This is a genomic window from Leucobacter luti (genome assembly GCF_004217175.1).
Classification (GTDB): Bacteria; Actinomycetota; Actinomycetes; order Actinomycetales; family Microbacteriaceae; genus Leucobacter; species Leucobacter luti.
In genome coordinates this window covers 264,161-290,761 of the sequence record NZ_SHKI01000002.1, presented here as the reverse complement: position 1 = coordinate 290,761, position 26,601 = coordinate 264,161, and the positions used below count along the sequence as shown (strand labels likewise).

20 protein-coding genes are annotated in these 26,601 nt (G+C 70.6%); 11 read left to right on the top strand and 9 right to left on the bottom strand.

Translation table 11 applies throughout. The annotated features are described in order from the left end of the window. Positions 1 to 192: 192 nt before the first annotated feature. The 3 genes from EV139_RS01285 (at position 193) to EV139_RS01275 (ending at position 3,177) form a co-directional block, all read left to right on the top strand. The gene (locus EV139_RS01285) at positions 193 to 1,461 is read left to right on the top strand and encodes a sensor histidine kinase (RefSeq protein WP_130452506.1); all 1,269 of its coding nucleotides are present in this window, start codon (positions 193 to 195) and stop codon (positions 1,459 to 1,461) included. Further along, positions 1,458 to 2,099: a response regulator gene (locus tag EV139_RS01280; RefSeq protein WP_130452505.1), complete on the top strand. Its 642-nt coding sequence runs from the start codon at positions 1,458 to 1,460 to the stop codon at positions 2,097 to 2,099. The genes EV139_RS01285 and EV139_RS01280 overlap by 4 nt, the downstream gene beginning before the upstream one ends. Before the next feature lie 106 nt (positions 2,100 to 2,205). After that, the gene (locus EV139_RS01275) at positions 2,206 to 3,177 is read left to right on the top strand and encodes an ankyrin repeat domain-containing protein (protein WP_130452504.1); all 972 of its coding nucleotides are present in this window, start codon (positions 2,206 to 2,208) and stop codon (positions 3,175 to 3,177) included. Positions 3,178 to 3,215: 38 nt separating this feature from the next. Here the strand turns inward: EV139_RS01275 and EV139_RS01270 are convergent, their stop codons facing one another. Beyond that, a complete protein-coding gene (locus EV139_RS01270) occupies positions 3,216 to 6,326 on the bottom strand; it encodes an efflux RND transporter permease subunit (RefSeq protein ID WP_130452503.1) in 3,111 nt (1,036 codons plus the stop codon). Between the two features lie 143 nt (positions 6,327 to 6,469). Here EV139_RS01270 and EV139_RS01265 point away from each other — a divergent pair, with 143 nt between their 5' ends. After that, positions 6,470 to 7,102 (top strand): MarR family winged helix-turn-helix transcriptional regulator, encoded by a 633-nt coding sequence (locus EV139_RS01265; protein ID WP_198677405.1) that lies wholly within the window; start codon positions 6,470 to 6,472, stop codon positions 7,100 to 7,102. Here EV139_RS01265 and EV139_RS01260 read toward each other — a convergent pair. After that, positions 7,099 to 8,499: a PhoH family protein gene (locus tag EV139_RS01260; RefSeq protein WP_237465723.1), complete on the bottom strand. Its 1,401-nt coding sequence runs from the start codon at positions 8,497 to 8,499 to the stop codon at positions 7,099 to 7,101. The genes EV139_RS01265 and EV139_RS01260 overlap by 4 nt on opposite strands. Before the next feature lie 342 nt (positions 8,500 to 8,841). Between EV139_RS01260 and mtnA the strand changes: the two genes are divergently transcribed. The 7 genes from mtnA (at position 8,842) to EV139_RS01225 (ending at position 16,041) form a co-directional block, all read left to right on the top strand. Then, a complete protein-coding gene (mtnA, locus tag EV139_RS01255) occupies positions 8,842 to 9,891 on the top strand; it encodes an S-methyl-5-thioribose-1-phosphate isomerase (RefSeq protein WP_130452501.1) in 1,050 nt (349 codons plus the stop codon). A 55-nt stretch (positions 9,892 to 9,946) separates the two neighbouring features. Then, positions 9,947 to 11,002 (top strand): BMP family ABC transporter substrate-binding protein, encoded by a 1,056-nt coding sequence (locus EV139_RS01250; protein ID WP_130452500.1) that lies wholly within the window; start codon positions 9,947 to 9,949, stop codon positions 11,000 to 11,002. A gap of 89 nt (positions 11,003 to 11,091) precedes the next feature. Further along, positions 11,092 to 12,666 (top strand): ABC transporter ATP-binding protein, encoded by a 1,575-nt coding sequence (locus EV139_RS01245; protein WP_130452499.1) that lies wholly within the window; start codon positions 11,092 to 11,094, stop codon positions 12,664 to 12,666. After that, entirely contained in the window at positions 12,663 to 13,898 is a 1,236-nt protein-coding gene (locus tag EV139_RS01240) for an ABC transporter permease (protein ID WP_130452498.1), read from the top strand. The genes EV139_RS01245 and EV139_RS01240 overlap by 4 nt, the downstream gene beginning before the upstream one ends. After that, positions 13,895 to 14,809 (top strand): ABC transporter permease, encoded by a 915-nt coding sequence (locus EV139_RS01235; RefSeq protein ID WP_130452497.1) that lies wholly within the window; start codon positions 13,895 to 13,897, stop codon positions 14,807 to 14,809. The genes EV139_RS01240 and EV139_RS01235 overlap by 4 nt, the downstream gene beginning before the upstream one ends. Then, positions 14,806 to 15,390 (top strand): cupin domain-containing protein, encoded by a 585-nt coding sequence (locus EV139_RS01230; RefSeq protein WP_241988932.1) that lies wholly within the window; start codon positions 14,806 to 14,808, stop codon positions 15,388 to 15,390. The genes EV139_RS01235 and EV139_RS01230 overlap by 4 nt, the downstream gene beginning before the upstream one ends. A gap of 27 nt (positions 15,391 to 15,417) precedes the next feature. Continuing rightward, positions 15,418 to 16,041 (top strand): TetR/AcrR family transcriptional regulator, encoded by a 624-nt coding sequence (locus tag EV139_RS01225; protein WP_130452496.1) that lies wholly within the window; start codon positions 15,418 to 15,420, stop codon positions 16,039 to 16,041. Between the two features lie 108 nt (positions 16,042 to 16,149). On the opposite strand, the gene EV139_RS01220 is transcribed toward EV139_RS01225, so the two are convergent. From EV139_RS01220 to EV139_RS01190, 7 genes are all read right to left on the bottom strand, one after another. Further along, positions 16,150 to 17,316 (bottom strand): CPBP family intramembrane glutamic endopeptidase, encoded by a 1,167-nt coding sequence (locus EV139_RS01220; RefSeq protein ID WP_198677404.1) that lies wholly within the window; start codon positions 17,314 to 17,316, stop codon positions 16,150 to 16,152. Continuing rightward, on the bottom strand, positions 17,313 to 18,485 hold the full coding sequence (locus EV139_RS01215) for a DUF1648 domain-containing protein (RefSeq protein WP_130452495.1): 1,173 nt from the start codon (positions 18,483 to 18,485) through the stop codon (positions 17,313 to 17,315). The genes EV139_RS01220 and EV139_RS01215 overlap by 4 nt, the downstream gene beginning before the upstream one ends. Beyond that, positions 18,482 to 18,913: a GntR family transcriptional regulator gene (locus tag EV139_RS01210; RefSeq protein WP_130452494.1), complete on the bottom strand. Its 432-nt coding sequence runs from the start codon at positions 18,911 to 18,913 to the stop codon at positions 18,482 to 18,484. The genes EV139_RS01215 and EV139_RS01210 overlap by 4 nt, the downstream gene beginning before the upstream one ends. A 482-nt stretch (positions 18,914 to 19,395) precedes the next feature. After that, positions 19,396 to 20,613 carry a class C sortase gene (locus EV139_RS01205; RefSeq protein ID WP_198677403.1) on the bottom strand — a complete coding sequence of 406 codons (1,218 nt, stop codon included), beginning with the start codon at positions 20,611 to 20,613 and terminating at the stop codon, positions 19,396 to 19,398. A 177-nt stretch (positions 20,614 to 20,790) separates the two neighbouring features. Further along, the gene (locus EV139_RS01200; RefSeq protein WP_157992961.1) at positions 20,791 to 22,266 is read right to left on the bottom strand and encodes a SpaH/EbpB family LPXTG-anchored major pilin; all 1,476 of its coding nucleotides are present in this window, start codon (positions 22,264 to 22,266) and stop codon (positions 20,791 to 20,793) included. A 115-nt stretch (positions 22,267 to 22,381) separates the two neighbouring features. Beyond that, complete coding sequence (locus EV139_RS01195) at positions 22,382 to 25,189, bottom strand: Ig-like domain-containing protein (RefSeq protein ID WP_130452492.1); 2,808 nt, start codon at positions 25,187 to 25,189, stop codon at positions 22,382 to 22,384. Between the two features lie 246 nt (positions 25,190 to 25,435). Next, on the bottom strand, positions 25,436 to 26,599 hold the full coding sequence (locus EV139_RS01190) for an acyl-CoA dehydrogenase family protein (protein ID WP_130452491.1): 1,164 nt from the start codon (positions 26,597 to 26,599) through the stop codon (positions 25,436 to 25,438). Positions 26,600 to 26,601 lie beyond the last annotated feature (2 nt).

Sequence of the window (26,601 nt, the reverse complement as noted above, 5' to 3'; positions counted from 1 at the left end):
GATCAGCGCGCGCCGTGGGCGGCGGTCGGCGGGTTCGTGAAACAGGCGCATGCGGTAGCCTTTCGAGCATCAACAGCGGAGCATGACCGGGCGAGAGACCCGGTGCGGGACCATTCTGGCTGCTCATCACCCGCCACGCATCAACGTTTTGGCGGGGTGCACCTCAACCGATTGATTGAGAGGGATCAACGCGTGGTACGTGCGGGAATTGATGCGGGCGACCGGTCACCGGGCCCCCGGAGCGCCACTGCGCAGCCGGGGCTGAGCACCGAGGAGCCGCAGCTCCCCGACGAGTCGCGCTCGCCGCTCGCCCGCTTTGCCTGGACCGTCGATCTCGGCTTCGCGGCGCTGCTCGTCGTGTGCGCCGTGCGCTACTACTCGATCCACCCGCTCGCCGGAACCGGCTTGATCGTGCTGGGGCTCGTCATCGCGTGCGGCGTCGCGTACGCGTTCGGCGCGCTGGGCAAATCGAGTCCGGCGCGCAATCGGGCCGGGGTGCTCATCGCCACGGCGATCTGGTTCCCGCTCGTGCTGCTCGCGCCCTCGTTTGGGTGGACGGCGTTCGCGCTGTTCTTTGCCGTGCACCGCGTGCTACCGCGCGGACTCTCGCAGCTCCTCTCGGCCGCCATCGTGGCCGCGGTGTGCGCGGGCATGTACATCCTCTCGCGCGGCCAGGACCTCGGGCTGGTGCTCGGCCCGCTGCTCGGTGGCCTGGTGCTCGCGGTCTCGTTCGCCCAGCTCGATCAGGCGCTGGAGAATCGGCGCCGCCTCATCCGCACACTCGTCGAGACCCGCTCGCAGCTCGCGCGCACCGAGCGGGAGAGCGGCGCTCTCGCCGAGCGAACCCGAGTCGCGAGCGAGCTGCACGACACCGTGGTGCAGCAGACCGCGACCGCGCTGCTGCTGCTCGAAGCGGCCACGGAGACGCCGGCCCGCATCGACGAGGCCCGCGACGTCCTCCGGGCCTCGCTCAGTGAGACGCGCCACCTGATGCACGGGCTCACGAGCGCGCTGGTGTCGGAGGGGTCGCTTGTGGCCGCGCTGCGGGATCTCTCGGCGGAGCACGCCGCGGCGTTCGTGGTGGTCGGCGAGGAACGCCCCCTGCCCGAGGCGACGGCCCACGCGCTGCTGCGGGTGAGCCAGGAAGCCCTCACGAACGCGGCGAAGCACGCCGACGCACCGCGCACGGCGGTGACCCTCACCTTCTTCGACGGCCTCGTCGGCGTCGACATCGCAGACAACGGTGCCGGGTTCGACCCGGCTGCCCGGGCCGGCGCCTCTGACACGGGGCTCGACTCCCCCGAGCTCGCCGGCTACGGCCTGCGGGCTATGGCCTGGCGGGTGGAGAGCCTCGGCGGCACGTTCACGCTCGAGACCGCTCCCGGATCCGGCACGGTCATCGCGGCGGTGATCCCGGACGGCACCGCGGCGACCGCACCCGAGAACGGAGCACGCCGATGATTCACCTCCTCCTGGTCGATGACCACCCCGTGCTGCGGCACGGGATCCGCAGCCTGCTCGACGGCCAGAGCGACCTCAGCGTGGTGGCCGAGACCGGGGACGCCGAGACCGCGGTCGAGATCGTGCGGCGCGAGCGCGTGGACGTCGCCCTCGTGGATCTCGATCTGGGGCCCGGGGTGCCGGACGGCGCCGCCGCGACGCGCATGATCCTGGGGGCGTCGCCCACGACGCGGGTGATCGCGTTCACCGCGTTCGACTCGGACGCCGACGTGGTGCGCATGGTCGAGGCCGGGGCCACCGGGTACCTCGTGAAAGACAGCCGGCCGGCCGAGCTGTTCAACGCGATCCGGCGGGCGGCCGGGGGGTCTCCGGCAATCGCGGATCCGATCGCCCAGCGCTTGCTCGACCGCCTGCAGCGGCCCGACGCGGCGCTCACCGCGCGCGAGCTCGAGGTGCTTGAGCTCGCCGCCGCCGGCCTGTCAAACCGCGAGCTGGCTCGGGAGCTGCTGGTGAGCGAGGCCACGGTGAAGACGCACCTGCACCACGCGTTTACCAAGCTCGGCGCCGAGAACCGGCAGGCGGCGATCGCGACGGCGATCCATCGGGGGCTCATCAGGATGTCGGGGCCGGGCGCGTAACTGGCGCGGGTGCTGCGAGCAGCGCGGCGCGCGGCGCAGCGAACAGCGCGGCGGCTCAACCGATCGGTTGATTCATCGCCGCCGGTCCGGGGTTAGAGTCCGGTGCATGCACCGATCCCCTCTCCCCCGCGGCGGCTCCCGGCTCGCCGCCCCGCTCGCGCTGCTGCTGGCGCTGACCCTGGCGGGCTGCGCCCCGGAGCCCGCTCCGCCGAGCCCGCCCGCGGCCGCGGCGGACGCCCCCGCGGAGCGCGCCGATGACACGAGCGAGGCGCCCCGCCCGAGCGACGACGCGGAGGACGCGGAGGACGCGGAGGACGCGGAGGACGCGGCCAAGTCCGCGCCGGCTCCCCCGGAGAACCCCGGTTTCGACCAGGCAACGCTCGACGACTTGCTGCGCCAGGCGGCCTGGGCGAACGACCTCGACACCGCCGCCGCGCTCATCGCGTGGGGTGGCGATGTCAACGCAAAGGACGACACGCAGCAGTCCCCCTACCTGATCGCCACGAGCGAGGGGCACCTCGAATTCCTCAGGCTCACCCTTGCGAGCGGGGCAAACGTGCAGGATCTCGACAGCTGGGTGGGCACGGGCCTCATCCGCGCCGCCGAGCGCGGGCACTGGGGCGTGGTGGGCGAGCTGATCCGGGCGGGGGTGCCGCTCGACCACGTGAACCGAGTGGGGTACCAGGCGATCCACGAGGACGTCTGGATGGGCCGGGATGACGCGACCTACCACGCCACCACCCGCGTGCTCTTCGCGGGCGGTGTTGACTTCGAGACGCGCTCGCTCTCCGAGGGGCTCACCCCGCTTGAGATGGCCGATCAGCGCGGCTTTCACGGGCAGGCGCAGGTGATCCGCGCGCTGCTCGCCGAGCCCGTGCCCGCCGATCCAGACGCGGCGCTCCTCGCGGCCGCGGCGGCCGGAAATCCATCTGCGACGGCGGCGGCGCTGCGGGCAGGGGCGGACGGATCGGCCGTCGACGCCACCGGGGCGACCGCGTTCGACCTCGCGACCGCGGGCACCCACGTGCTCACCGCGCAGATCCTCACAGCGCTCGGCCACGGGGGCGCCTCGGACTAGCCGAGGGCCCTCCGCGGCCGAGCACCATCGCCCCGGTGCTACTCGGCTTCGGCCCCCGCGGGTACCCCCGCGACCGCGCGCTGCTCGCGTCCCGCCGCGCGGCGCTCGCGCCGCCCCTCAACGAGTGAGTAGAGCACCGGCACCACGACGAGGGTGAGCACGGTCGAGGAGATCAGCCCGCCGATCACCACGATCGCGAGGTCCTGCGAGATGAAGCCGCTCGACCCGGTGACCCCAATCGCCATCGGGATGAGCGCAAAGATCGTCGCGATCGCGGTCATCAGGATGGGCCGCAGCCGCTGCCTGGCACCGTTGTGCACTGCGTCGGCGACGCTCTGCCCCTGGCGCCGGTACTGGTTGATCAGGTCGATCAGCACGATCGCGTTCGTCACCACGATGCCGATCAGCATCAGCATCCCAATGAGCGCCGAGATCCCGAGCGGCCGACCGCTGATGAGCAACAGCGCGATCGCGCCCGTGGCGGCGAACGGGATCGACACCAGCAGGATCAGTGGTTGGATGAGCGAGCGGAACGTCATCACGAGCAGCACGAACACGATGGCGATCGCGACCAGCATCGCCAGCCCCAGCTGCTCGAACGACTCGGTCTGCTGGGTGGCGAGGCCGCCCAGCTCGGCGGCCGCACCGTCGGTCAGCGCGAGCCCGTCAAGCGCGTCCTGCACCGAGGCGGTCACGGCGCCCAGCTCGCCCTCCGCGGGGGTCAGCGAGATCGTCGCGGTGAGGTCTCCGTCGTTGCGGGTGATCGCGGCGGGCACAGTGACCTCCGCGATCGTCGCGACCGCGCTGAGCGGGGTGAACCCCGCGGCGCCGGGGAGGAGGATCTCGTCGAGCTCCGCGACCGTGGCCGGGGCGTCGGTCCCGGCCAGGTAGATCTTGAGGTCCTTGCCGTCGAGCCCGATCTCGCCGATCGACTGGGGCGAGACGGTGTTCGCGACGAGGCCGAGCACCTGCATTTCGGTGAGCCCCTGCTGCAGCGCCGCCGCCCGGTCGACCACCACGGTCACGATCGGCTGCGCGGGGGCGAGGTCGCTGACGATCTCAGTCGCCAGCGGGGTGCCCTGCACCGCCTCGAGCACCTCGCTCGCCGCGGTTGCGAGCACCGCCTCGCTGGGCGCGGTGACGAGCACGTCCACGGCCCCGCCGAAGCCGCTCATCGCGGCGCTGTCCGTGACCGCGATCTCCCCCGGCGCGTCGAGCTCAGAGACCGCGGCGCGCACGGTGTTCTGCAGCTCCGTCTGGTCGGCGTCCGGATCGGTGGTGATCAGGTAGCTCGCCTCGCCCGATCCGCCGAGCATTGCCATCAGCCCGCCGCCGGAGCCGGCCGTGAGCATCACGTCGTCGATCCCCTCGATGTCGAGGAGCGCCTGCTCGACCGCGACAGCGCCGTCAGACACCGTCTCAAGATCGCTGCCGTCGGGGAACGTCTGCGTCACGCTCAGCGAATTCTGGCCCGTGCTCCCGAGGAAGTCGACCTTCAGTAGCGGCAGCATCCCAACGGTGAGCACCAGCAGGAGCGCGGACGCCACGAGCGTGGTCACCGGTTTCTTGAGCGTTCCGCGCAGCACCGGCTTGTACATCCGCTGCAGCCAGCCGGCGTGCTCGCGCTGCTCGGCTTCGGCGCGCACCAGCTCGGGGTCGACCCGGGTGGTGGGCTGCTTCAGGAACCAGTAGGACAGCACCGGCACGATTGTGAGGGCCACGAGCAGCGACGACAGCATGGCGATCGTCACGGTGAGCGCGAACGGCGAGAAGAGCTCGCCCACCATGCCGCCGACGAGCGCGATCGGCACGAAGACGGCGACCGTCGCGAGGGTCGATGAGGTGATCGCGCCGGCAACCTCGCGCACCCCGGTGAGGATCGCCCGCTCCTTCGGTTCCCCGTACGAGAGGTGCCGCTTGATGTTTTCGATCACCACGATTGAGTCGTCTACCACGCGCCCGATCGCGATCGTGAGCGCGCCGAGCGTGAGCATGTTGAGCGAGCTCCCGCCGAGGTTCAGCCCGATGAACGTCACGAGCACGGACAGCGGGATCGAGATCGCGGTGACGAGCGTGGAGCGCACCGAGAGCAGGAAGACCAGGATCACGATCACGGCGAAGAGCAGGCCGAGCATACCCTCGGTCGCGAGCGCGGAGATCGACTCCTCGATAAACGGGGCCTGGTCGAAGAGCACGGTGAGCTCAACGCTCGGGAACTCGTCCCCGAGCTCGGCGAGCGCCTCGGTGACCCCCGCCGAGACGCTCACGATGTCGGCGTCGGCGGTCGCGGAGATCATGATCGAGAGCGCCTCGACCCCGTTCGTGCGGGTGATCGAGGTCTGCTCCTCCGTGACGACGGCCACGTCGGCGACGTCTCCGAGCGACACGATGGTCCCCGGCTGCGTGGTCGAGGCGAGCGGGAGGGCGCGCAGCGCGTCGAGGCTCTCGATTGCCTCGCCGCCCTGGATCGGCATGAGCACGCCGTCGCCGGAGACGCTGCCGAGCGGGAGCGTCATGCCGTTCGCCTCAAGCACCTGGGAGATCTGCTGCGCGCTCAGGCCGTGCACCGCGAGCTGCGCGGGGTCGGGGGTGATGGTGACGCGCTGCGTCTCCGCACCGGAGACCGTCGCCGCGCGCACCCCTGAGATCGCCTCAAGCTTGGGCACCACCGCATCGTCGAGATGCGTGGAGAGCTCGGCGAGGCTCTGCCCCGAGGACGCGGCGGTGAGGAACATCACCGGCATCGACGACGAGGAGATCGAGGTGACGCTCGGATCCGCGTCCGCGGGGAGGGTCCCTGAGAGCCCGTCGATGGCGCCGGTGAGGCTCGCGGTGAACTCCTTCGCGTCGGTGCCGTACGCGTAGGCCACCGCGAGCGAGGAGACCCCGCTGCTGCTCGTCGCGACCACCGATTCGACGTCTTCGAGGTCGCGCAGCGCCCGCGACAGGGGCTCGCTGACCTGCTCGTCGATCACCTCAGGGCTGGAGCCCGGGATCACCGTGACCACCTGCACCTGGGGCAGCTCGATTGCGGGGATGAGCTCCTGCTTGAGCTGGGTCATGCTGAACACGCCGAACGCGGCGATCATGATGGTGACGAGCGCGATCAGCGCCCGGTTCGCGAGACTAAACCGCGTGGGTTGATGCATGGGAGCTCTCCGTCTGGGTGGTGCGGTGGGCACCGGCGCTCGAACCACGCCGGATTACTTAGCTACACGCAAAGCTTAGCTTTGAGCTAAGGACTTGAGCCTGGACAGGCACTGTGAGCGCCGAGACCGGATACGCTGAGTGCGTGCAGAGCAACGAAGTCACCGAGCGCGCGGCGCTGACCGCGGAGGTCATCGAGCTGCAATCGGCGCTTGAGACCACGGCGTTCCCCGCGCTCGTCAAACCGCTGCTCACCATCAACCTCACGATCCAGCAGCTGAAGATCCTGGCAATCATCGTCACCTCGGACGACGGGAGCACCGGCCACGAGCTGGCCCGCTCGCTCGACGTGTCGATGGCGACGATCTCGGGCATTCTTGATCGGCTCGAGGCGCAGCAGCTCATCACCCGCAACCCCGATCCCCGAGACCTGCGTGTCCGCCGCATCTGGGTCACCGAGGCCGGGCGGCGCAGCGTGCAGAAGCTTATTTCGGCCATGCCGCTGTTTCACGGTCACCCGGTGGCGCGACTCGCGACCGACGACCTGCGCGCACTCACCCAGGGCCTGCGCGCCCTGCTGCGCGTCATGACGGAGCCGCCCGGCGCGGAGCCGAGCGGCGCGGAGCCGGGCGGCGCGGAGCCGGGCGGCGCGGAGCCGAGCGGCACGGAGCACGCATCGGCGGCGGGGTCGGGCCACACGGCCGGCGCAGCCGGGCCGACGAACTCCGGGCCCGGTGACGCACCCGCGTGCGCCCCGGGCCCGAGCCCGCGCGCCTAGTCCGCCAGCAGCTCGGTGACGAGGGCGGCGATGTCGCTGCGCTCGGAGCGCGTGAGCGTGACGTGGCCGAAGAGCGCGTGCCCCTTCAGCTTCTCGATCACGGCGGCGATCCCGTCGTAGCGCCCCACCCGCAGGTTGTCGCGCTGGGCGACATCGTGAGTCAGCACCACGCGCGAGTTCTGCCCGATGCGACTCAGCATGGTGAGCAGCACCCCGCGTTCAAGCGACTGCGCCTCGTCCACGATCACGAACGCGTCGTGCAGCGAGCGCCCGCGAATGTGCGTGAGCGGCAGCACCTCGACCAGGTCGCGCGCCACCACCTCGTCGAGCACGTTCTGCGACACGATCGAGCCGAGGGTGTCGAACACCGCCTGCGCCCACGGATTCATCTTCTCCTGGTGGTCGCCGGGCAGGTAGCCGAGGTCCTGGCCACCCACCGCGTACAGCGGCCGGAACACCATCACCTTGCGGTGCTGCCGCCGTTCGAGCACCGCCTCAAGCCCCGCGGCGAGCGCGAGCGCCGACTTCCCCGTGCCGGCGCTCCCCCCGAGCGACACGATCCCCACCTGGGGGTCGAGCAGGAGGTCGATCGCGAGCCGCTGCTCGGCGCTGCGCCCCGTGACGCCGAACACCTCGCGGTCGCCGCGAACGAGGTGCACGCCACCCGGGCCGTCCACCCGGCCGAGCGCTGATCCGCGGGGGGAATGCAGCACGAGGCCGGTGCCGTGGGGCAGCCCCTCGGCGGCCGGAACCCCGTCGATCCGCTCGTCCTCCCACAGCAGCCGCATCTCCTCCTCCTCTAGTTGAAGCGTCGCGGTTCCCGTGTAGGCGTCGTCGCTCGCGAGCTCCGCGCGGTACTCCTCGGACCCGAGGCCCAGCGCCGACGCCTTGAGTCGCATGGGCAGGTCCTTCGAGACCACGGTCACAGCGACCCCCTCCGCCGACAGGTTCTGCGCGACGGCGAGGATCCGAGTGTCGGTGTCGCCGAGCCGCATCCCGGACGGGAGCGCGTCCATGCTCGTGTGGTTGAGCTCGACGCGGAGCGTACCGCCCGCGTCGCCCACGGGCACCGGGAAGTCGAGGCGGAGGTGCGTGGCGCGCAGCTCGTCGAGGATCCTAAGCGCGCGGCGGGCGAAGTACCCGAGCTCGGGATCGTGCCGCTTGCGCTCGAGCTCGATGACCACCGAGACCGGAAGCACCACCGAGTGCTCGGCGAACCTGAACATGGCGCTCGGATCGCTGAGCAGCACCGACGTGTCAAGCACGTAGGTGCGGAGCGCCTGGTCGAGCCCGGCGATCCGCTCGCGTCCCTCACCACTGACGGGTGTGGGGGTGTTCGCGAGATCTTCAACCGCGCCGGCGGCGCGTGCGGGGGCGTGCGTTGCTGGGTGATTCATCTCGGCCACGATGGCTCCTCTGCCCCGGGGTCCAGGCCCCGGATCAGCGCGACGACCGTTCACTCCAATCGAGGTGGCGGGCCGCCTCGATCGGGCACCCTGCCCGATGGCACACACGCTACGCCGGGGGCACGAGGTCGCGGCGGAGACACGCGAAGGACGCTGGTGAACATTTGGGAACAGTCGCGTGTCAGAACGGCGTCGTACCCACGTCTGACCGGGACCTCCGCGTCGCTCTGCGCCCCCGTCACGTGGTCTGACAAGATTCGGGTATTCTGAATGCTGCGATACCACTATCGGGGGATGGCTCGCAGCCCTCGGTGACAGCAGAAGGAGCACCGCTTGCGCACGATCGATTGGATCGATGGGGGCATTGAACTCATCGATCAGACGCTCCTCCCTCACCGGCTGGAGCAGCGCCGGGTGACGGAGCTGACGGATCTCATCTCGGATATTCAGCGGCTCGCGGTGCGCGGGGCCCCCGCGCTCGGCGTGGCCGGGGCGATGGGCGTGGCGCTCATCGCGGCAAACGTGGCAGCGGCAGACACGAGCGGGGACGCCGCCGCCGCGCGCGCCGAAGTTGTCAGACAATCCCTCCTGCTGCGCGAGGCACGTCCCACCGCGGTCAACCTCTCGTGGGGCGTCGACCGCGCCCTCACCCGACTCGACGAGGGCGCCGCGGCGATCCTCGACGAGGCGCTCGCCATCCGCGACGAGGACATCGCCGCCTGCATCTCCATGGGGCTGCGCGGCGCCGACCTCACGCGCGAGCTCACGGGCAAGGACCCCGTGCGGGTCATGACGATCTGCAACACGGGCGGGCTCGCGACCGTTGAGCGCGGCACCGCGCTCGGCGTGATCCAGACCCTGCTCGAGCAGGGCTCGCTCGCCGAGGCGTTCCCGCTCGAGACCCGGCCGCTGCTGCAGGGCGTCCGCCTCACCGCGTGGGAGCTCCAGCGCATGGGCGCCCCCTTCCGGCTCCTCATCGACTCGGCCGGCCCCTTCCTGCTGTCGCGCGGCATCGCGGACGCGGTGTTCATCGGCGCCGACCGGATCGCGGCAAACGGCGACTCGGCGAACAAGATCGGTTCGTTCTCGCTCGCGCTCGCCGCGAAGCACGCCGGCGTTCCGTTCATCGTGGTCGCCCCCGAGTCGACGGTTGACATGGCCACCGCGAGCGGCTCGGACATCGAGATCGAGGATCGCGGCGTCGCCGAGGTCGCCGGTTTTGGCGGCGTCCGCACCGCCCCCGAGGGCATCGAGGCGGTCAACCCCGCGTTCGATGTGACCCCGTACGAGCTCATCACCGCGATCGTCACCGAGCGACGCGTGATCCGCCCGGGGACGGGCGAGACGCTCGCAACGGTTCCCCTCGAGCCGCTGCGCTCCTAGTCTGTAGTTCATCTTCGTATTTCAACTCCGCCGTCACCTCCGAAAGGAACCCCGAATGTTCTTCACCAAACGCCGCGCCCGCGCGGCCCTCATTGCCGGTGCAGCCGCGAGCGCGCTGCTCCTCACCTCCTGCGCTGGCGGGAGCTCGGATGCAGGATCCGACGCGAGCGCCGAGGGCCCCGCGTTCATCTACATCACGAGCGACCCGATCGGGCAGAACGAGTTCCTGAAGTCGGGCAAGGTCGGCATCGACTCGGTCGCGAAGACCTTCGAGGGCTCGGCAAAGACCTTCGAGTCGAAGGACGACGCGCAGCGCCGTTCAAACCTCGAAGCAGCAATCGCTGAGGCCCCCGAGGTCGTCGTGATGCTCGGCTTCCAGTTCGGCGACGTCGCCAAGGAGCTCGCAGAGCAGAACCCGCAGCAGAAGTTCCTGCTCATCGACACCGCTGTCGACGGCGCACCCGAGAACCTCTACCAGGCGACGTTCCGCGAGCAGGAGCCCTCGTACCTCCTCGGCGTCGAGGCAGGCCTCCTCACCACCGCGAACAAGGTTGGCTCGGTCATCTCGGTCGACAACCCGCTGCTCAAGAAGTACTCTGACGGCTTCGCCGAGGGCGCCAAGAGCGTCAACAAGGATGTCGACACGGTCGCACCCCAGGTGATCGGCGGCGACAACCCGTTCGCTGACACCGCCCGCGCGAAGGAGCAGGCGATCGCGTTCGCCGGCACCGGCGTTGACCAGGTCTTCGCCGTCGGCGCTGCCGCAAACGGCGGTATCATGGAGGCCGCTGCTGAGCAGGGCTTCTCGGCGTACGGCGTGGACGCGAACCAGTGCCCGATGGCGCCGGGCAACGTGGTCGACGGCACCGTGAAGTCGGTCAACAAGGTCGTCGAGACCGTCGTCAGCGAGATCATGGACGGCAAGAGCTCCTCCGAGGCGACCAGCTCGTTCGGCCTCAAGGAAGAGGGCATGACGATTGTCAGCCTCACCGAGGACGCCGCAGACTCGCAGTGCACCGTCATGGAGAACGCTGACGTGCTCGATCAGGTCACGCAGGTGCGCGACGACATCGTGAGCGGCAAGGTCAAGGTCACCGACCCCCTCGCGTAACCCCTGATCCCCGTGCGGGGGACGGCGCCGCCGTCCCCCGCACGGGTGTCTTCCCCGCACCGCCACACCGGCCGAACGAAGGAGCCAGGATGACCGTCGAGGTCTCCATGCGCGGCATCACCAAGCGCTTTCCAGGTGTACTCGCCGACGACAACGTCGACTTCACCGTAGAGGCCGGTGAGATCCACGCCCTGATGGGCGAGAACGGCGCGGGCAAGTCGATCCTGATGTCGCAGCTCGCCGGCGTGATGCAGCCCGACGAGGGCGAGATCATCATTCGCGGCGAGCGCAAGACGTTCGCCTCCCCACTCGACGCCATCGACGCCGGCATCGGGATGGTGTTCCAGTCGTTCAAGCTATTCCCGTCGCTCACCATCGCCGAGAACGTGGTGTTCCGCAGTGAGCCGACGAAGCGCGGCCTCATCGACCGGCAGGCTGCAAACCGCCGCGTCGCCGAGATCGCGGATCGCTACGGCCTCCAGATCGATCCCACCGCCCGCGTCGATTCCGTCCCGGTCGGCGTGCTGCAGCGCGTCGAGATCGTGAAGGCCCTGTACCGCGACGCCCGCGTCCTGATCCTCGATGAGCCCACCGCCGTGCTCACCCCGCAGGAGACCGAGCGCCTCTTCGATGTGCTCCGCGCCCTCAAAGCCGACGGCCGCACCATCATCCTGATTACGCACAAGCTGGGCGAGGTGATGGCGATCTCCGATCGCGTCACCGTGCTCCGCGACGGCCGCAACGTGGCCGAGCTCGTCACCGCGGAGAGCTCCCCCGCCGAGATCACCCGGCACATGACCGGCCGCGACGTCGACCTCACCACCCCGCCACCGGCGCTCGCCCCCGGGGACACCGTGCTCGACGTGCGTGAGCTCACCGTGCCGGGCTCGGGCGGCCGCGACGCCGTGAGCGCCGCGAGCCTCACGGTGCGCGCCGGCGAGGTCGTCGGCATCGCCGGCGTGGCCGGGAACGGCCAGGTCGAGCTCGCCGAGGCGATCATCGGGATGCGCCGCGCCAGCAGCGGCCAGGTGTTCGCGAGCGGGACAGACCTCAGCCGCGCCTCGATCGCCCAGCGGCGCGACGGTGGTATCTCCTACATCCCCGAGGATCGGCACGCGGTCGGCTCCGCCGGCTCCGCCAGCGCGGTCGACAACCTCGCCCTCGGCCACCACCGCTCCGCCCCGATCTTGCGCGGCGGCCTGCTCTCCCGCGCCGCGATGGTCGAGCACGCGAAGCGGCTCATCTCTCGCTTCGGCGTCAAGATCGCGAGTCCCGCGACGCCCGTGGGCACGCTGTCGGGTGGCAACCTCCAGAAGATCGTCGTGGCGCGCGAGCTCGATTACCGCGCGCCGATCCTCATCTCCGAGCAGCCCACCCGCGGCGTAGACATCGGCGCGATCGAGTCGATCCACCGCGAGCTCTGCGAGTACCGCGACGGGGGCGGCGCGCTGCTGCTCATCTCCGCGGAGCTCAGCGAGATCATGTCGCTGTCCTCGCGCATCCTCGTGATGTTCGAGGGCCGGCTCGTTGCCGAGCTGCCGCAGGCGGAGGCGACCGAGGCGCTGCTCGGACTGTACATGGCCGGACACGAGCCGGAGGCGCAGCACCGACCACGACCCAGCACGGCGGCTCCCGCCACCCCGCACAAGGAGACCGCACTGTGAAGACTCTGAATAGCGTCGGACGCTGGCTTGCCGGCCCGATCCCGGTCTCGGTGGTGCTCGCGCTCGTGATCGGCGCCTGCTTCATGCTGATCGCCGGCGTCGACCCGATCAGCGGCTACATCGCCATGGTGAACGGCTCCTTCGGCAGCGGCGCCGGTCTCGCGAGTACGCTGCAGCGCGCGGTCCCCATCATCGGGATCGGTATCGCGATCGCCGTGGCTTTCCGCGCCGGCGTGCTCAACCTCGGGACCGAGGGTCAGGCCGGTCTCGGCGCCCTCGCTGGCGGCCTCGTGGCGATCTACGTGCCCGGCCCCGCTGCCCTCATCGTCCCGCTCGCGTTCGTCACCGCGATCGCCGCGGGCGCGCTCTGGGGCCTCATCACGGCCGTGCTCCAGAACCTCCTCGGGGTCCCGATCCTGCTCTCGACCCTGCTGCTGAACTACCCGGCCCGCTACTTCTCGTCCTGGCTGATCCGCTACAAGCTCGACGAGCCCACCTCCGACCTCGTGGCCAGCGAGCAGGTGCGCCCCGAGGTGCAGCTGTCGATGCTCGTGCCGCGCGACTCCGGCTTCGCCGAGATGCTCCGCAACACGCTGGGCGCCACCAACCCCGTCACCGCGGTGCTCACGGGAGTGAACTGGTCGATCGTGATCCTCATCGTCGTCGTGCTCGGCGCGATCTTCGTGAACCGACGCACTCGCTTCGGCTTCGAGTCGGGCCTCGCCGGCCAGAACGCCGAGTTCGTGCGCTACAGCGGCGTGAAGCCCGGCCCGCTGGTGCTGCGCACCATGGCGATCTCGGGCGGCCTCGCCGGCCTCTTCGGCCTCATGCTCATCATCGGCGCACCGAGCACTCGCCTCATCGAGGGCTACTTCGTGCAGACGAACTTCGCGTGGACCGCGCTGCTCGTCACGCTCCTCGCCCTGTACCGCCCGGTCGGCATCGTCATCGCTGGTCTCTTCTTCGCCGCGATCATGGTCGGCAGCGACGCGATGGGCCGCGAGCTGGGGCTCTCCCCCCAGATCGCCGCGATCATCCAGGCGCTCGTCATCATTCTGCTCGCGTTCAGGGTCGCGCTCCCCCGCTTCGGGAAGCGCCGAGCCGGGGGCGCCGAGCCGGCACTCACGGGCACCCCGGACCCCGATCCGGATCCCGGCCCCGCCGCTGACCCGGCGGCGGTCCCCACGCTCGCACCCGTCCCCGCCACCGCACCGAACGGGGACGCCCGATGAACATTCTCGACCTCTTCTCCGAGGATCTCATCTCCTCGGTCCTGCGCTCGCTGATCCCGATCCTGCTCGCCGCACTCGGCGGGATGCTCGCCGAACGCGTGGGCATCTTCAACATCGGCCTCGAGGGCATGCTCCTCGTCGGCGCGTTCGCCGGCGTCGCCGCCTCCTACTTCACGCACAACTGGATCATGGGCGTGATCGTCGCGATGCTCTCCGGCGCCGTGTTCTCGCTGATTCTCGGCTACGGGGCGGTGTATCGAAAGGGCGACCCGATTGTGCTCGCGATCGCGATGAACATCCTCGCGGTCGGCATGACGAGCTTCCTCATCGTCGCAATCTTCGACGTACAGGGCGTGTTCCAGGATCCCGGCATCGACGGCATCCCCACCTGGCGGATCCCGATCCTCGCGGACATCCCCTGGATCGGCGCGCTCTTCGCGCTCACGCCGCTCGGCTACCTCGCCCTGCTGCTCGTTCCGACGCTCTGGATCGTGCTGTTCCGCACCCCACTCGGCCTGCGCATGCGCGGCGTCGGCGAGCGCCCGCTCGCCGCCGCGACGATGGGGGTCAACCCGCAGCGCTACCAACTCGGCGCGGTGATCGCCTCCGGCGCCCTCGCGGGCCTCGGCGGCGCGCAGCTCGCCCTCGGCAACGTGGTCCAGTTCGGCGAGAACATGTCGGCGGGGCGCGGCTGGATCGCCGTGGTGGTCGTGATGCTCGCCCGGGCGCACCCCGTCGGCGTGCTCGCCGCGGCGCTGCTGTTCGGCTTCGCCGACGCGATCGGCTTCCGACTCCAGTCGTTCGGGCTCCCCCAGCAGCTCACCGACGCCGGCCCGTACGTGCTCACGCTGCTCGTGCTGATCCTGATGAGCGGACGCTTCCGCAAGACCCGCGAGGCGGCGGTCGCGTGAGCGAGATCGACGCGGGGCACCCGGCCTCCTCCTCCGCACTGCCCGCGCTGCCCGCCGCGGCCGCCGCCTGGGTGGAGCGACTCGGCCTCGAACCGCTCGAACACGAGGGCGGGCTGTTCCGCCAGATGCACCTCACCGAGCACTCGAGCGCGATCTACTACCTGCTCGCGGATCCTGACTTCTCGGCGCTGCACTCTCTCGGATCGGTCGAGGTCTACCACTGGTACGCGGGCGACCCGCTGCGCCTGCTCCTGCTGCACCCGGACGGCCGGGCCGAGGAGCACCTGCTCGGCCCGGACCCGGACTCCGCCGAGCACCCGGGGCAGCTCCCGCAGCTCGTGGTGCCGGCGGGCGTGATGCAGGGTTCGTCGTCGCTCGGCGCGTGGTCGCTCATCGGCACCACGATGTCGCCGCCGTTCGACTGGAACGGCTTCGAGCTGGGCGACCGCGCCGCCCTGCAGAAACGGTATCCGGCAGCGGCGGAGCGCATCCGGGAGCTGACCCGGGTGGCCGGGGACGAGGCGGCGCCCGCCACCACGGACGCGCTCTCCACCGGTGAGGATCGTCGCGCTCAGCCGTGAGGCAGGCGGGACGGTTACAGTTACACCATGGTGGATGCAAGAATTCTTCGCACTCGCGCCGCGTTGCACCGGGCAATCCTCGAACTCGCGGCAGAGAAGCCGCTCGCCGAGATCACTGTCTCGGAGTTCACGGACCGCGCCGGAATCAACCGGGTCACGTTCTATAAGCACTACGCTGCCCCCGCCGACGCACTTGCGGCGGCGCTCGAGCCCGAGCTCGAGGTGATCCGCGAGCGCTTCGTGGCAGATCCCGACTCGCTCACCGCCGAACCGCTCGAGGTGTTCCAGCACGGCGTCAACGACATCCTCGACCACGTCGAGGCGCACCGCCCAATCTATCTTGGCTCCCCCGCGAGCGGCGGCGACGGCGGCCCGGCCGACGTGCTCTCCAGGCTCACCGTCGGCACGTTCAAGCACTACCTGGAGCGGCGTGCGCTCTGGGAGCCAGCGCTCCCCGACATCGACCACGACGTGGTGTCTGCCTTCTACGGGCACGGCCTCGCCGCCGCGATCCTGCACTGGTTGCAGAGCGGCGACCCGGACCGCGAGGCGTTTCTGCGGTCGATGATCGTGCTCGTGCCCGACTGGTGGTTCCCCGCCGCACACACCCCGCAGGAGGGTGTCGACGCCGTGCTGGCCGCGTCGGCCTAGCGGGCGTCGGGCTCGGCGGCGCCGGGTGCGCGCGCCGGTGTCGGGTGCGACGGCGTTGTCGGGTGCGCGCGCCGGCGTCTGGCGCGCGGCGGACCCTGGTGCGCCCGCCTACACGGCGTCGGATGCGCGCGTGCCGGCGTCTGGCGCGGCCGGCACCGTACCAGCCGCGTCCGCCGCGGTCGGCACCGCACGTGCGCGGCGCGGCGCCAGCTCCGGCTGCCGCTCCTCCGCGAACTGCCCGGTGAGCACGAGCACCACGAGCACCGCCGCGATCGCGATCCACCCGGCCACACCGATCGGCAGCACGAGCGCCGGGTCTGGCGTGGTCCCCGCCGCGATGAAGAGCAGCAGGAGCGAACCCGAGGCGTTCAGCGCCCCGTGTCCCACCACGGCCGGCCACACCGAGCCCGTGCGCAGCCGCGTCCACCCGAGCAGGATCCCCCAGGCCACGCAGCCGACCACCATCAGCGCGACCCCGCGCCAGTCGGTGAGGCCGAAGTTGTAGCCGAGCAGGATGAGCGGCGAGTGCCACAGCCCCCAGATCACGCCCGAGATCACCAGCGCGGGCCAGGTGCCGAGCGGGCGCAGCGCGGGCAGCAACCAGCCGCGCCAGCCGAGCTCTTCGCCGAACGTGAAGATGCAGTTGAACACCGCGCCAAACGGAATCGCCACGAACTGCAGCGCGATCAGGAGGCCGACGGGCGGCATCATCGAGTCAATGCCCTCGGGCAGGGAGGCAGCGATCGTGGCCGCGAAGCCCGAGAACTCGACCAGGTCCAGCTCGGCCCAGCCGAACGCCGCGGCGACGCCAATGCTCGCGAGCACGATCACCACGGGGGCGAACAGTGCCGCAACCGTGAACCAGACCACCCGCTTCGCCGGCCGTAGCGGCCACATCCCGAGGAAGCGCAGCCGCTCCCCGCGCGGCACGCGCGCGACGAACAGGGCGGCCACGGCGGCCAGCGCGGGCGTGAACATCATCGCCTGGGCGAGCGGCGAGAAGAGCGCGGCGAATTCCGGGGAATCCGGGTCGCGCTGCCACAGCGGGAGGGCGACCAGCCAGGCCAGGCCGAGCGCGAGCACCAGGAAGAGCGCGACGGCGCCCCACGGGACGCGCGCGGGCCGATCCGCGCGGGCCGTGCCCGCGGTCGCGGTTGCGGTCCCTGCGGCGGCCTCCGCAGCGGCGGTTGCGGCGTGTCCATTCTCGGCGGCTGTGCGCCCGGCGGCTGCGTTCGCAGCGGCGTCCGCGGCGGCGGGGTGCGGGGTCGATGTCATTGGTCGTCCTCTCGGAGGGCCGGCGGCGCGGCGCCGGGATCGTCGGGTGAGGCGCTGACTGCGCGGGTGGCCGCGGCGCGCAGCAGCGCGGCGGCGGTGTCGGCGTCGTCGACGGTCGCGACGAACGTGCGCCCGCTGCGCCGCGTGACCACGAGCGCCTCGCCCGCGCGCATCACGAGCGCGGTGGTGCCCGGCACCAGGCGCAGCCCCCACCCGCCGAACTCACTGAACGGTTGCACCTCGGCCACAGCCACCTCGGCCACGTCGGCGGCGGGAACGCGCACGCGCGGCCAGCCCGCGAACGAGCGAGCCACGATTCCGGATCCGTCCACCCGCACACGGAACACCGTCATCGGCAGGATCACCGCGATGAGCAGCAGCAGCGTACCCAGCATGATCCAGCCGCCGGCCGGGTCGGCGAAAAAGATCGGGACGGCCAGGGCGGCGATGAGCACGATCGACGCGCCGCCGACCCACAGGAACGCGCGCGAGGCGCGCACCTCACGCACCCACACCGCCTGCTCGGTCGGAGCGAGCGACATAGCCGCGGTCTCGATGCCCTCGGCACCATCGAGCCGCAGCTTCGGCTGCGCGAAAAACCCAATCACCCCCGCAGCCACCGCCGCGATGCCCGACCAGATCAGACCCCACAGGATCGGCCCGGTCGCGCGCGCGTCGCTGGCGTCGAGCTGCGACCAACTCGCGCTCACGCCGATGCCCGCGACCAAGACCACGCCGCTCAGGATCACCGCGGGAATGAGTCGCTGCCCCGAGGACCACCGCGTGGGTTTCGCACCGCGCTGCTGGGCCGCAGAGATCCCGTACATCGCGGTGAGGAGTAGCGCGGTGCCCGGGATCAACACCGGGTTCAGCCAGGGCGGACCGAAGCCGTCCGGCTCGCCCGCTGGGCCCCAGTGCGTGGCCGACGGGTCGGGCATGCGGGGCAGCCACGCGAGCATGAGCGCGGCGGTGCCGAGCGTGATCGCCAGGGGCAGGATCAAGCCGGTGAGGCGCGCGGCTCGGCGTGCGCGGACGATCGCCTCGACGTCAGCCGCACTCAGCGCTCGGGCCTCGGTGCGGTCTGTGCCGGCCGCGCTCGCAGCGCGACCCAATGCGTTGTCGCCGGGCGCGGGCACGAGCTCCGGGTGGAGCTGGACCGGCTCGTTCACGCTGCCTCCCGGTGCGCGGCGCCCCCTGCGGCGTCGACCGCGGTGTCGCCCGCTCGACCCAGCGGCGTCGGCGGTGTCGGCGGCGGCGTCGCGGCGACCACCGCGGCGAGCAGCGCCGGGGACACCCCGAGCTGCGCGGCCCGCGCGAGCAACGCGCTGACGTCGCCGCGGAGCTCGGCGACCGCGCCCGCGGCGTCGGTGATGACGGCGCCGCGGCGGCGTTTCAGGTCGACGAGCCCCTCGTCGCGGAGCAGCTGGTAGGCGCGCAGCACCGTGTGCACGTTGATCTCGAGCCCTGCCGCGACCTCGCGCGCGGGCGGCAGCACTTGCCCCGCGACGACCCGGCCGGCGGCGATGTCGCCCCGCACCGAATTCGCGATCTGCGCGTACAGCGGCAGCTCGCTTGCCTCGTCAACTCGCACCAGCACGGCGACCTCCCTTACTCGAGTTAATTCTAGCCCAATGCAAACTATCCGCAAGGCTGTGCGACCCCGCGCTCGCGCCCCGGGCCGCCCGCCCTGCTCACCCACCTGAGTGGAGCCAAACACCCCCTTCGCCACGGCGGAAGGGGGCATGTGACTCCACTCGAGGAGAGGAGAGGAGAGGAGAGGAGAGGAGAGGAGAGGAGAGGAGAGGAGAGGAGAGGAGAGGAGAGGAGAGGAGAGGTAGGGCAAGGGCAAGGGCAAGGGCAAGGGCCCCTCCTTGTACCCGCATGTCCCCCATCCCGCGCGGCGCGCCACCCCGCCCTCACACCCGAGTGGAGCCAAACACCCCCTTCGTGAGGAACGAAGGGGGTGTTTGGCTCCACTCGGGGGCAAGGGCAGGGGCGTGGCGCGGGCAGCGCAGGGGAAGGGGGGAAAAAGAGCACCCGCGGGCGGGGTTGGGGAAGGGGGAACCCGCGGGGCTCGGCTCAGGGGGCCGCCGCAGGCGGCGCGGGCGCGGGCAGCGCGGGCGCGGGCAGCGCGGGCGCAGGCAGCGCGGGCGCAGGCAGCGCGGGCGCAGGCAGCGCGGGCGCAGGTGCAGCCGCAGCCGCAGCAGGCGGTGCGGCCGCAGGTGCAGGCGACGCGGGCTCGGGGTCAGCCGCAGGGCCAGCCACGGGTGCGGGCGCAGGGGCAGCAACGGGCGACGCAGCCGCGGCGGCGGCCACGGGCGACGCAGGCGCCGCAGGCGCCGCAGGCGCCATGAGACCAGACGGCGCAGGCGGCCCAGGCGCCCCAGGCGCCCCGGGCGCCACATCGGCTGCGGCGCGCCCGCGCGGGCGCGCGTACCCCGCCCGCCAGTACCAGCCCCCAACCCCGGCGGTCACGCCCGCGTAGATCACGAGCCACCACGGAAATCCCGGGACCGTCGGCCGCTTGCCCGCGGCGTCGAGGTCTGCTTTGGGTGTGGGGGTGACCCGCTCCCCCGTGATCAGGATGCGGTGCGTGTTCACGCCGAGCGGGGTGCAGGTGATGAGAGTCATCAGGTCGCGCCCAGGCACGGCGCGGATCTCCTCGGTCGCGTTCGGGTCAACCACCTGGATCTCAAAGACGCGGTACGTGAACACGCGCCCCAGCACCTCGACGCTAAACGTGTCCCCCTCCACCACGCGGTCGAGGTTGGTGAACATCGTCGCGTTCGCGAGCCCGCGGTGCCCGGTGAGCACCGCGCGGGTCCCCTCGCCACCGACCGGCAGCGAGGTGCCCTGCAGGTGCCCCACCCCCTTCAGGAGGGTCGCGTCGCTCGTCCCGTGATACACGGGCAGGTCCAGCTCGATGGACGGGACGCGCAGCCGCGCCATCGATCCGGTCGGGTCCGCGTCGAGCAGCGCCCAGTAGTCGAGCTTCGTATCCGACGCCCCGATGCCCGCGGCAACGTTGGCGCCGGAGGCGAGGATCGCGCCAGACTCGAGGAGCCGGTTGTACTCGTCGGCCTCTGCGATCGCGTCCGCGATCTCCTGCTCGGCCTTCTCACTGTTGGCCCGCGTCTGGTCGAACACGATGTTCGACTGATTTCGCTGCGACACCCACGCGGCGGCGGTGGGGTACATGATGAGCGAGAGCCCGCCGAGCAGCGCCAGGGCGATGAGCAGGTTCAGCCACTCGAACCGCCACCGCCGAGCGCGTGCGCCCGTCGCCCCATCGTTCATCGCAGCTCCCCAGCCCCGTGGTTCATCAATTCTCACACCCGCGGCACTCGCGGCACTCGCGGCACTCGCGGCACAGTCACGTCACACACACGCAGACGCGCGCGGCACCCACCTGCAGCGTGCCGCGAGGGGCGGGGAGCACCGCGGCTCCCCACCCCTCGCAGACGCGCGGTTCAGCTAGTCCTGCAGCTGGTTCCGCTTGCGGCGCGCGTTGAGCAGCACGCCGGCAACCGCGAGGAGCGCAGCCCCGCCGATACCGAGCAGCACGCTGCCGGCAGCACCCGTGATGGGCAGGCTGGGCAGGTCGCCCGGGTCTGCGCCGATCTGCGTGTTCACCACGACCAGCTCGGCGTCCTCACCGGTGACCTCGAACAGCTGGCCACCCACGAGGCCCTTGTAGCCCGCGGGCACCTCGACCTCGTAGACGCAGTACTTGCCCTCGGCAAGCACCTCGTTGGGCGTCATGCCGTCTGCGGCGGACACGTCGCCGTCAACGACCTTCGTTGCGTCCGGATCGGGCTCCGCGGGGCAGCTGGTTGCTCCCGCCGCGGCCGTGTAGACGTCGAACTTCGCGCCGGCGAGCGGCACGTTCGTGGCCGCGCCCTTGTTCTGGGCTTCCTTCAGGATGTGTGCGCCGCCGAAGAACTCCTCGGGATCGACCACCGAGGGACCGGTGCCGGGCCCGGTGCTCGTGCCGTTGATCGTGATCTGCGCCTCGTTCGCGGTCGAGCCGCTGCCGGTGGCGGTCGCTTCGATCGTGAGGATGAGCTTGCCGCCCGTGTTCGCGTCGAGTTTCGCGAGGCCGGCGGGGAGCATCTCCAGCACCACCATGTCGCCGCCCGAACCGCTCGGCGCGGTGAGGGTGTAGTCGACGCCCTCGACGAGCGGCACGTCGGCACCGTCCGAGTCTTCGAGCACCACGCTGCCGGCCGTGTAGGTGAGGAACGCGGCGAGCTGATCGTTGATGCGCACCTCGTCGTAGGTCCCCTCGTCCGCGAGCGGCGGGATCGGAACGGCGATGTCGAACTTCACCTGGTCGCCGATCACCTGACCGTCCTTGGTGGCGCCGCCTCCGACGAGCGTGTTCTTCGGGTAGATGTGCGGATCGTAGTTCCACACCGGGTCGCCCGCGGCGCCCGTGCCGGGGTACGGGATCGTGATCACGGTCGGCGTTGCCGCGGGGATCGCGTTCTCGGCCGGCGTGCTCTCGTAGACCACGTATGCCTTGTCGGCAGGGAGCGTGAACTCCGTCGCACCGTCACCGGCCGCGGTTGTCTGCTCGGGGAGGCACGTGAGCGTGAGCGGGGTACCGCCCTCCTCAGCGACCGGGTCACCGCCGCTGTCGAGCGTCACGGTGATGTTCGCGAGCCGCTCCCAGTCGGCCGGATTCGTGAGGTCGATCTCCTCGATCGTGCAGGCGGTGAAGCCAGCGACGAGGGGGGTGGCCCCGGTGGTCTCAATCTCGGAGCCGTCGTTGGGGCCGAGGTCCCCTGATTCTGGCTGTTCGAGCTTGTGGACGGTCAGGGTGCCGGTGCCCCCGTCGCCCGGGACGGCGGCGGCCGGGCCGGCGAGCAGCAAGACTGAGCCGAGTGCGAGGGCCGCTACTCCCAGGATCGATATCGCTGATGTTCGGCGAGAAAGCGAAGTGTTCACAACAGTTCCTTTCGACGTGCAAAGTGTGCGATGAGTGTGTGGATGAATGACTGCGGAGTCACTGACGGGGGTCGGCCGGATGGCCAGCGGGCCCGAGCGAGGACGCGACGGATGCTCATGCGTTCCCCCGTTCCCGGTCGTGCCCCGCGGGGCCGGATCCGGCCGCGGCGAGCAGGAAGCGGCGGCGGGCGTAGCCGGCCGCGGCGACCGCGAGCACTCCGCCCCCGCCGAGCATGAACACCCACGACCCGAGTCCGCCGGTGAGCGGTAGCTTCGGCATGTCCGCCGGCGCCGCAGCGACCACGCGGAACACCTGGTGGGCGCCCTGTGGCACGGCGGCTGCGCCGCCGGCCACCGCGACCCAGCAGTCGTCGGGCGCCGTCGCCGCGTTCGGCGCCAGCGCCGCGCACTCGGTCCGACTCAGGTCGAGCGCTTCGTAACCGAGCACCGACAGTCCCTCCGGCGCCGTGCCGGTCAGCTGGTAGTCGCCCGGCCGCGCGATCGTCTGGGCGGTCGTGTCGCCGAGCGCGAGGTCAAACCCGGGGGTGTCGCCGGCGCCCGCGAGCGTCCACCCGGCGCTCGGAGCTGTGGTCTGCCCGCCGATGCGGTGGGTGACGAAGCTCGTGTGCGCGGCCTGGTTGGTCACGATGCAGCTGAGCGGTTCGGGGAGTTCGGAGTCGGCCGCGACCGTGATGGTCCCGGCGTCCGGATCAAACACACTGGCGGGAAGCGGGACCCCGTCGGCGTCCACGCACGAGATCTGGCCGAGCTGCAGGTAGCGATCCGCCCCGGCTTGGGCTACCGGATCCGCACGCAGGCGCTCCGCGACCGTGTACGCCACGTCACGGGTCAGCTCCGCCTGGGCGCCGCCGCTCATCACCACGGTCTCTGTGCCGTCCGACAGGGTGATTTCCCAGTTCTCGGCGTCGACCTCGCCGATCCCGGCGGCCGGGTACACGACGGGCGTGACCGCCTTCGCCCCCTCGATCTTCATGGGGATGGCGACCCGCAGCTCGCACGGCGGCGCGCTGAGCTCGGAGACGTTGCCGGCGCGGTCGGTCTGCGTCGCCGTGAACGTGTAGCTGCCGTTCCCGAGCGCCGGGTCAACCGTGTACGACCAGTCACTCCCGGTGACCGTCGCCTCGCCGATCAGCTCTCCCGCCTCGTACACCTGCACGGTGGCGCCCTCTTCGGCGCCCGAGCCCGAGAGGGTTGGGGTCTGATTCTCGGTGGGGCTTGCCGGGCAGGTCATGGTGAGCGGATCCGGCGCTACCGTGTCGACCGTGAACGTGACGCCCCACTCAGTGGGGGCCTCGGGCACGTCGGGGTTTGACGGGTCGCTCGTGAGGTTGAAGTTGCCGGGCTGCTGGTCCGTTTGCACGGCCACGACCGTGTACTGACCGTCGGCGAGCACTGGCGACGGGGTATAGGTGAACGTCCAGTTCCCCTCAGCGTCGACCACCACGTCCCCGGGCTGCACACCCTCGTGCTCGCCGTCGAGGATCAGCGTGAGCGCGGGATCGTTGTAGTCGGTGATTGAGGTGCCCGGCGTCAGCTTGAGCGAGATCGTGTGGCCGGGCGTGCCAGTGCCCGAGATGGTGATCTCCCCGTTCTGGTTGGTGTGCGAGTCGTCCGGCGGCACGGTGACCACCGGGGGGTCCGGGAGCGGGATGTCGTAGCCGTAGTACACGGTCGCCGTGTCCCACCCCTCGAGCTCGCCCAGCGCAGTCATCTGACCGCTCGCGTCGAAGAGGTCCGCGGCTGTGTACGAGATCAGCGGCGAGCCGTTGTAGGCGTTGGGCGTGAGCGGATCACGGGCCTCTGGCCACGCGACGAGCTTGTAGTAGCCGGTGCCGCCCGCCTCGCGGAAGTCGATCGCCCCGTCGACGCCCACCATCTCGGTGAGGCCCTGCGCGGCCTGCTCGGCGGTCCACCCCATCGCGGGCGCGTCGGGCCGATCCGCCTGCGCGAGGTTCTTGATGATGTAGCGCTCGGTCGACGAGCGGCTGTCGCGCGAGACGTTGCCGGTCAGTCGGATCGGCGCCGTGTTGATCGCGTCAACGAGGGAGCCGTCCTCGTGTACCCAGGCGTACCACATGCTCTCGGTGATGGTGCCGCTCGGCCCGGCCTCCGGGTTCGCGTTGCGCGTGGCGTTGTTAACCATGTCGAGGCCCACGGAGTTGGGCGGCAGCACACCGGCGGGCTGCCCGTTGAGCCCGTAATCGAGCACCGATCCCCAGTTCGCCTGCCCGGCGCTCCACAGTCCCTGAATGTTGTCCCAGGGGATGCGGTACTGCGGCCCGGTGATCGCGGTCGAGACGCGGTTGCCGTAGTACCAGTAGAAGGTTGTGGGTGAAACGGTGAGCGCCGAGGAGATCCACCCCGTGGCCGTCGACGGCGCCCCGCTCGCGTAGCTGAAGTAGTAGTTGAGCGTTGACTCGAGGCCGCCGGGAACGTTTGTCTCGGCCGGGGCGTTCGTGATGTCGATGTCGCCCTCGATCGACATCACGAGGAAGTCGAAGCCGCCAGAGACGATCACCTTGTGGATCGTGAAGTACTCGTCCCGGTTCTGGGCCCAGCTGGTCGCACCGGCCTGGCCGCCCGCGATCGTATTGATGTACCGGTGGCTCTTCAGGCCGCTACTGGTGTTGTAGTCGTGCCCCACCCGGAGCTGCTGCCCGTTGACCGTTTGCAGGTTGCCCGTCACCGGGTCGACGTAGCCGTGCGGCACCCGGATCACGATGTCGCCGCGGAGCTCGTCGACGTCGCCGTCGATCCGGTCCCAGAACGCCTGAATCTTGTAGACGACCGGGGGGTCGCCGTCAGCGGCGGCGGCTGGCTCGGGCGCTGCCCCCAGCTGCACTGCCGCGAGGCCGAAGACCGCGACGAGGATCGCGAGCGCGCCGCTCACCCAGCGCTGCACCCAATTCCTCCGAGATTTCACCCGGCCAGAACTGCTGCGTCCCCGCCTCATCACGTACATCAGTGTGACCACCCCCCGGTGTTGATGATCCGAGTATGCCACGCACCTGTTGCCTACGCTACACATGGTGCATAAATTTCTGGGGTGCACTATTGAAGACATAGCAAACGGGCTGGCCCCAGTGCGAAGTGCACTGGGGCCAGCCCGTTTGCGCGGGTACGGGTCGAGCCCGCGGGGCGGCCGCGGCTAGAACGCGGCGATGCCGGTCAGCTCGCGCCCGATCACCAGCTGGTGCACCTCATCGGTGCCCTCGTAGGTGCGCACGGACTCAAGGTTCGCCATGTGGCGCATCACCGGGAAGTCGCTCGTGATGCCATCGCCGCCGAGGATGGAGCGGGCGGTGCCGGCGATCTTGATCGCCTCGCGCACGTTATTGAGCTTGCCCACGGAGATCTGGCCGTAGCTCAGGTTCCCGGCGTCCTTGAGGCGACCGAGGTGCAGCGCGAGCAGCAGCCCCTTCTGGTACTCCAGGAACATGTCGGCGAGCTGCGCCTGGATGATCTGCTTGCCTCCGATGGGGGCGCCGAACACCTGGCGGGTCTGCGACCGTTCAACGGCGACCTCGAGGCAGGAGCGCGCGGCACCCATGACGCCCCAGGCGATGCCGTAGCGCGCCTCGTTGAGGCACTTGAACGGGGCGGAGAGCCCCTTGGCGCCCGGCAGGATCGCATCCGCGGGGAGTCGCACGTCGGTGAGCTCGATCTCGGTCTGCAGCGATGCGCGCATTGAGAGCTTGTTCTCGATCGCGGTCGCGACGAACCCGGGGGTCTCCGTGGGAACCACGAAGCCGCGCACCACGCCCTCCTCGTCCTTGGCCCAGATCACACCCACCTTCGCGATGGTCGCGAGACCGATCCAGCGCTTCTTGCCGTTGAGTACCCAGGAATCGCCGTCGCGCCGCGCGGTGGTAAGCATCGTGTTTGGATCGGAGCCGCCCTGGGGCTCCGTGAGACCGAAGAATCCGACGGCCTCGCCGCGCCCCATGGCGGGCAGCCACTGCTGCTTCTGCTCCTCAGAGCCAAACTTGTAGATCGCGCCCATTGCGAGGGAGCCCTGGACTGAAAGCGCGGTGCGGAAGCCCGAGTCGACCGCCTCGAACTCCATTGCGACGAGGCCGTACGCCACCGAGGACGCGCCGCGGAGGCCGTAGCCCTGCATGTACATGCCGAACGCGCCGAACTCGCCCACCTCGGGAAGCAGCTCGACGGGCAGGCGGCGATCTTCGAACGCCTGGTCAATGATTGGCCGGATCCGCGTCTGCGCAAACTCGCGGGCTTTCAGCTGCCACTCGCGCTCCTCCTCGGTGACGAAGTCGGCGACGTCGAACAGCTGATCAATGGTGGTGGTCATGA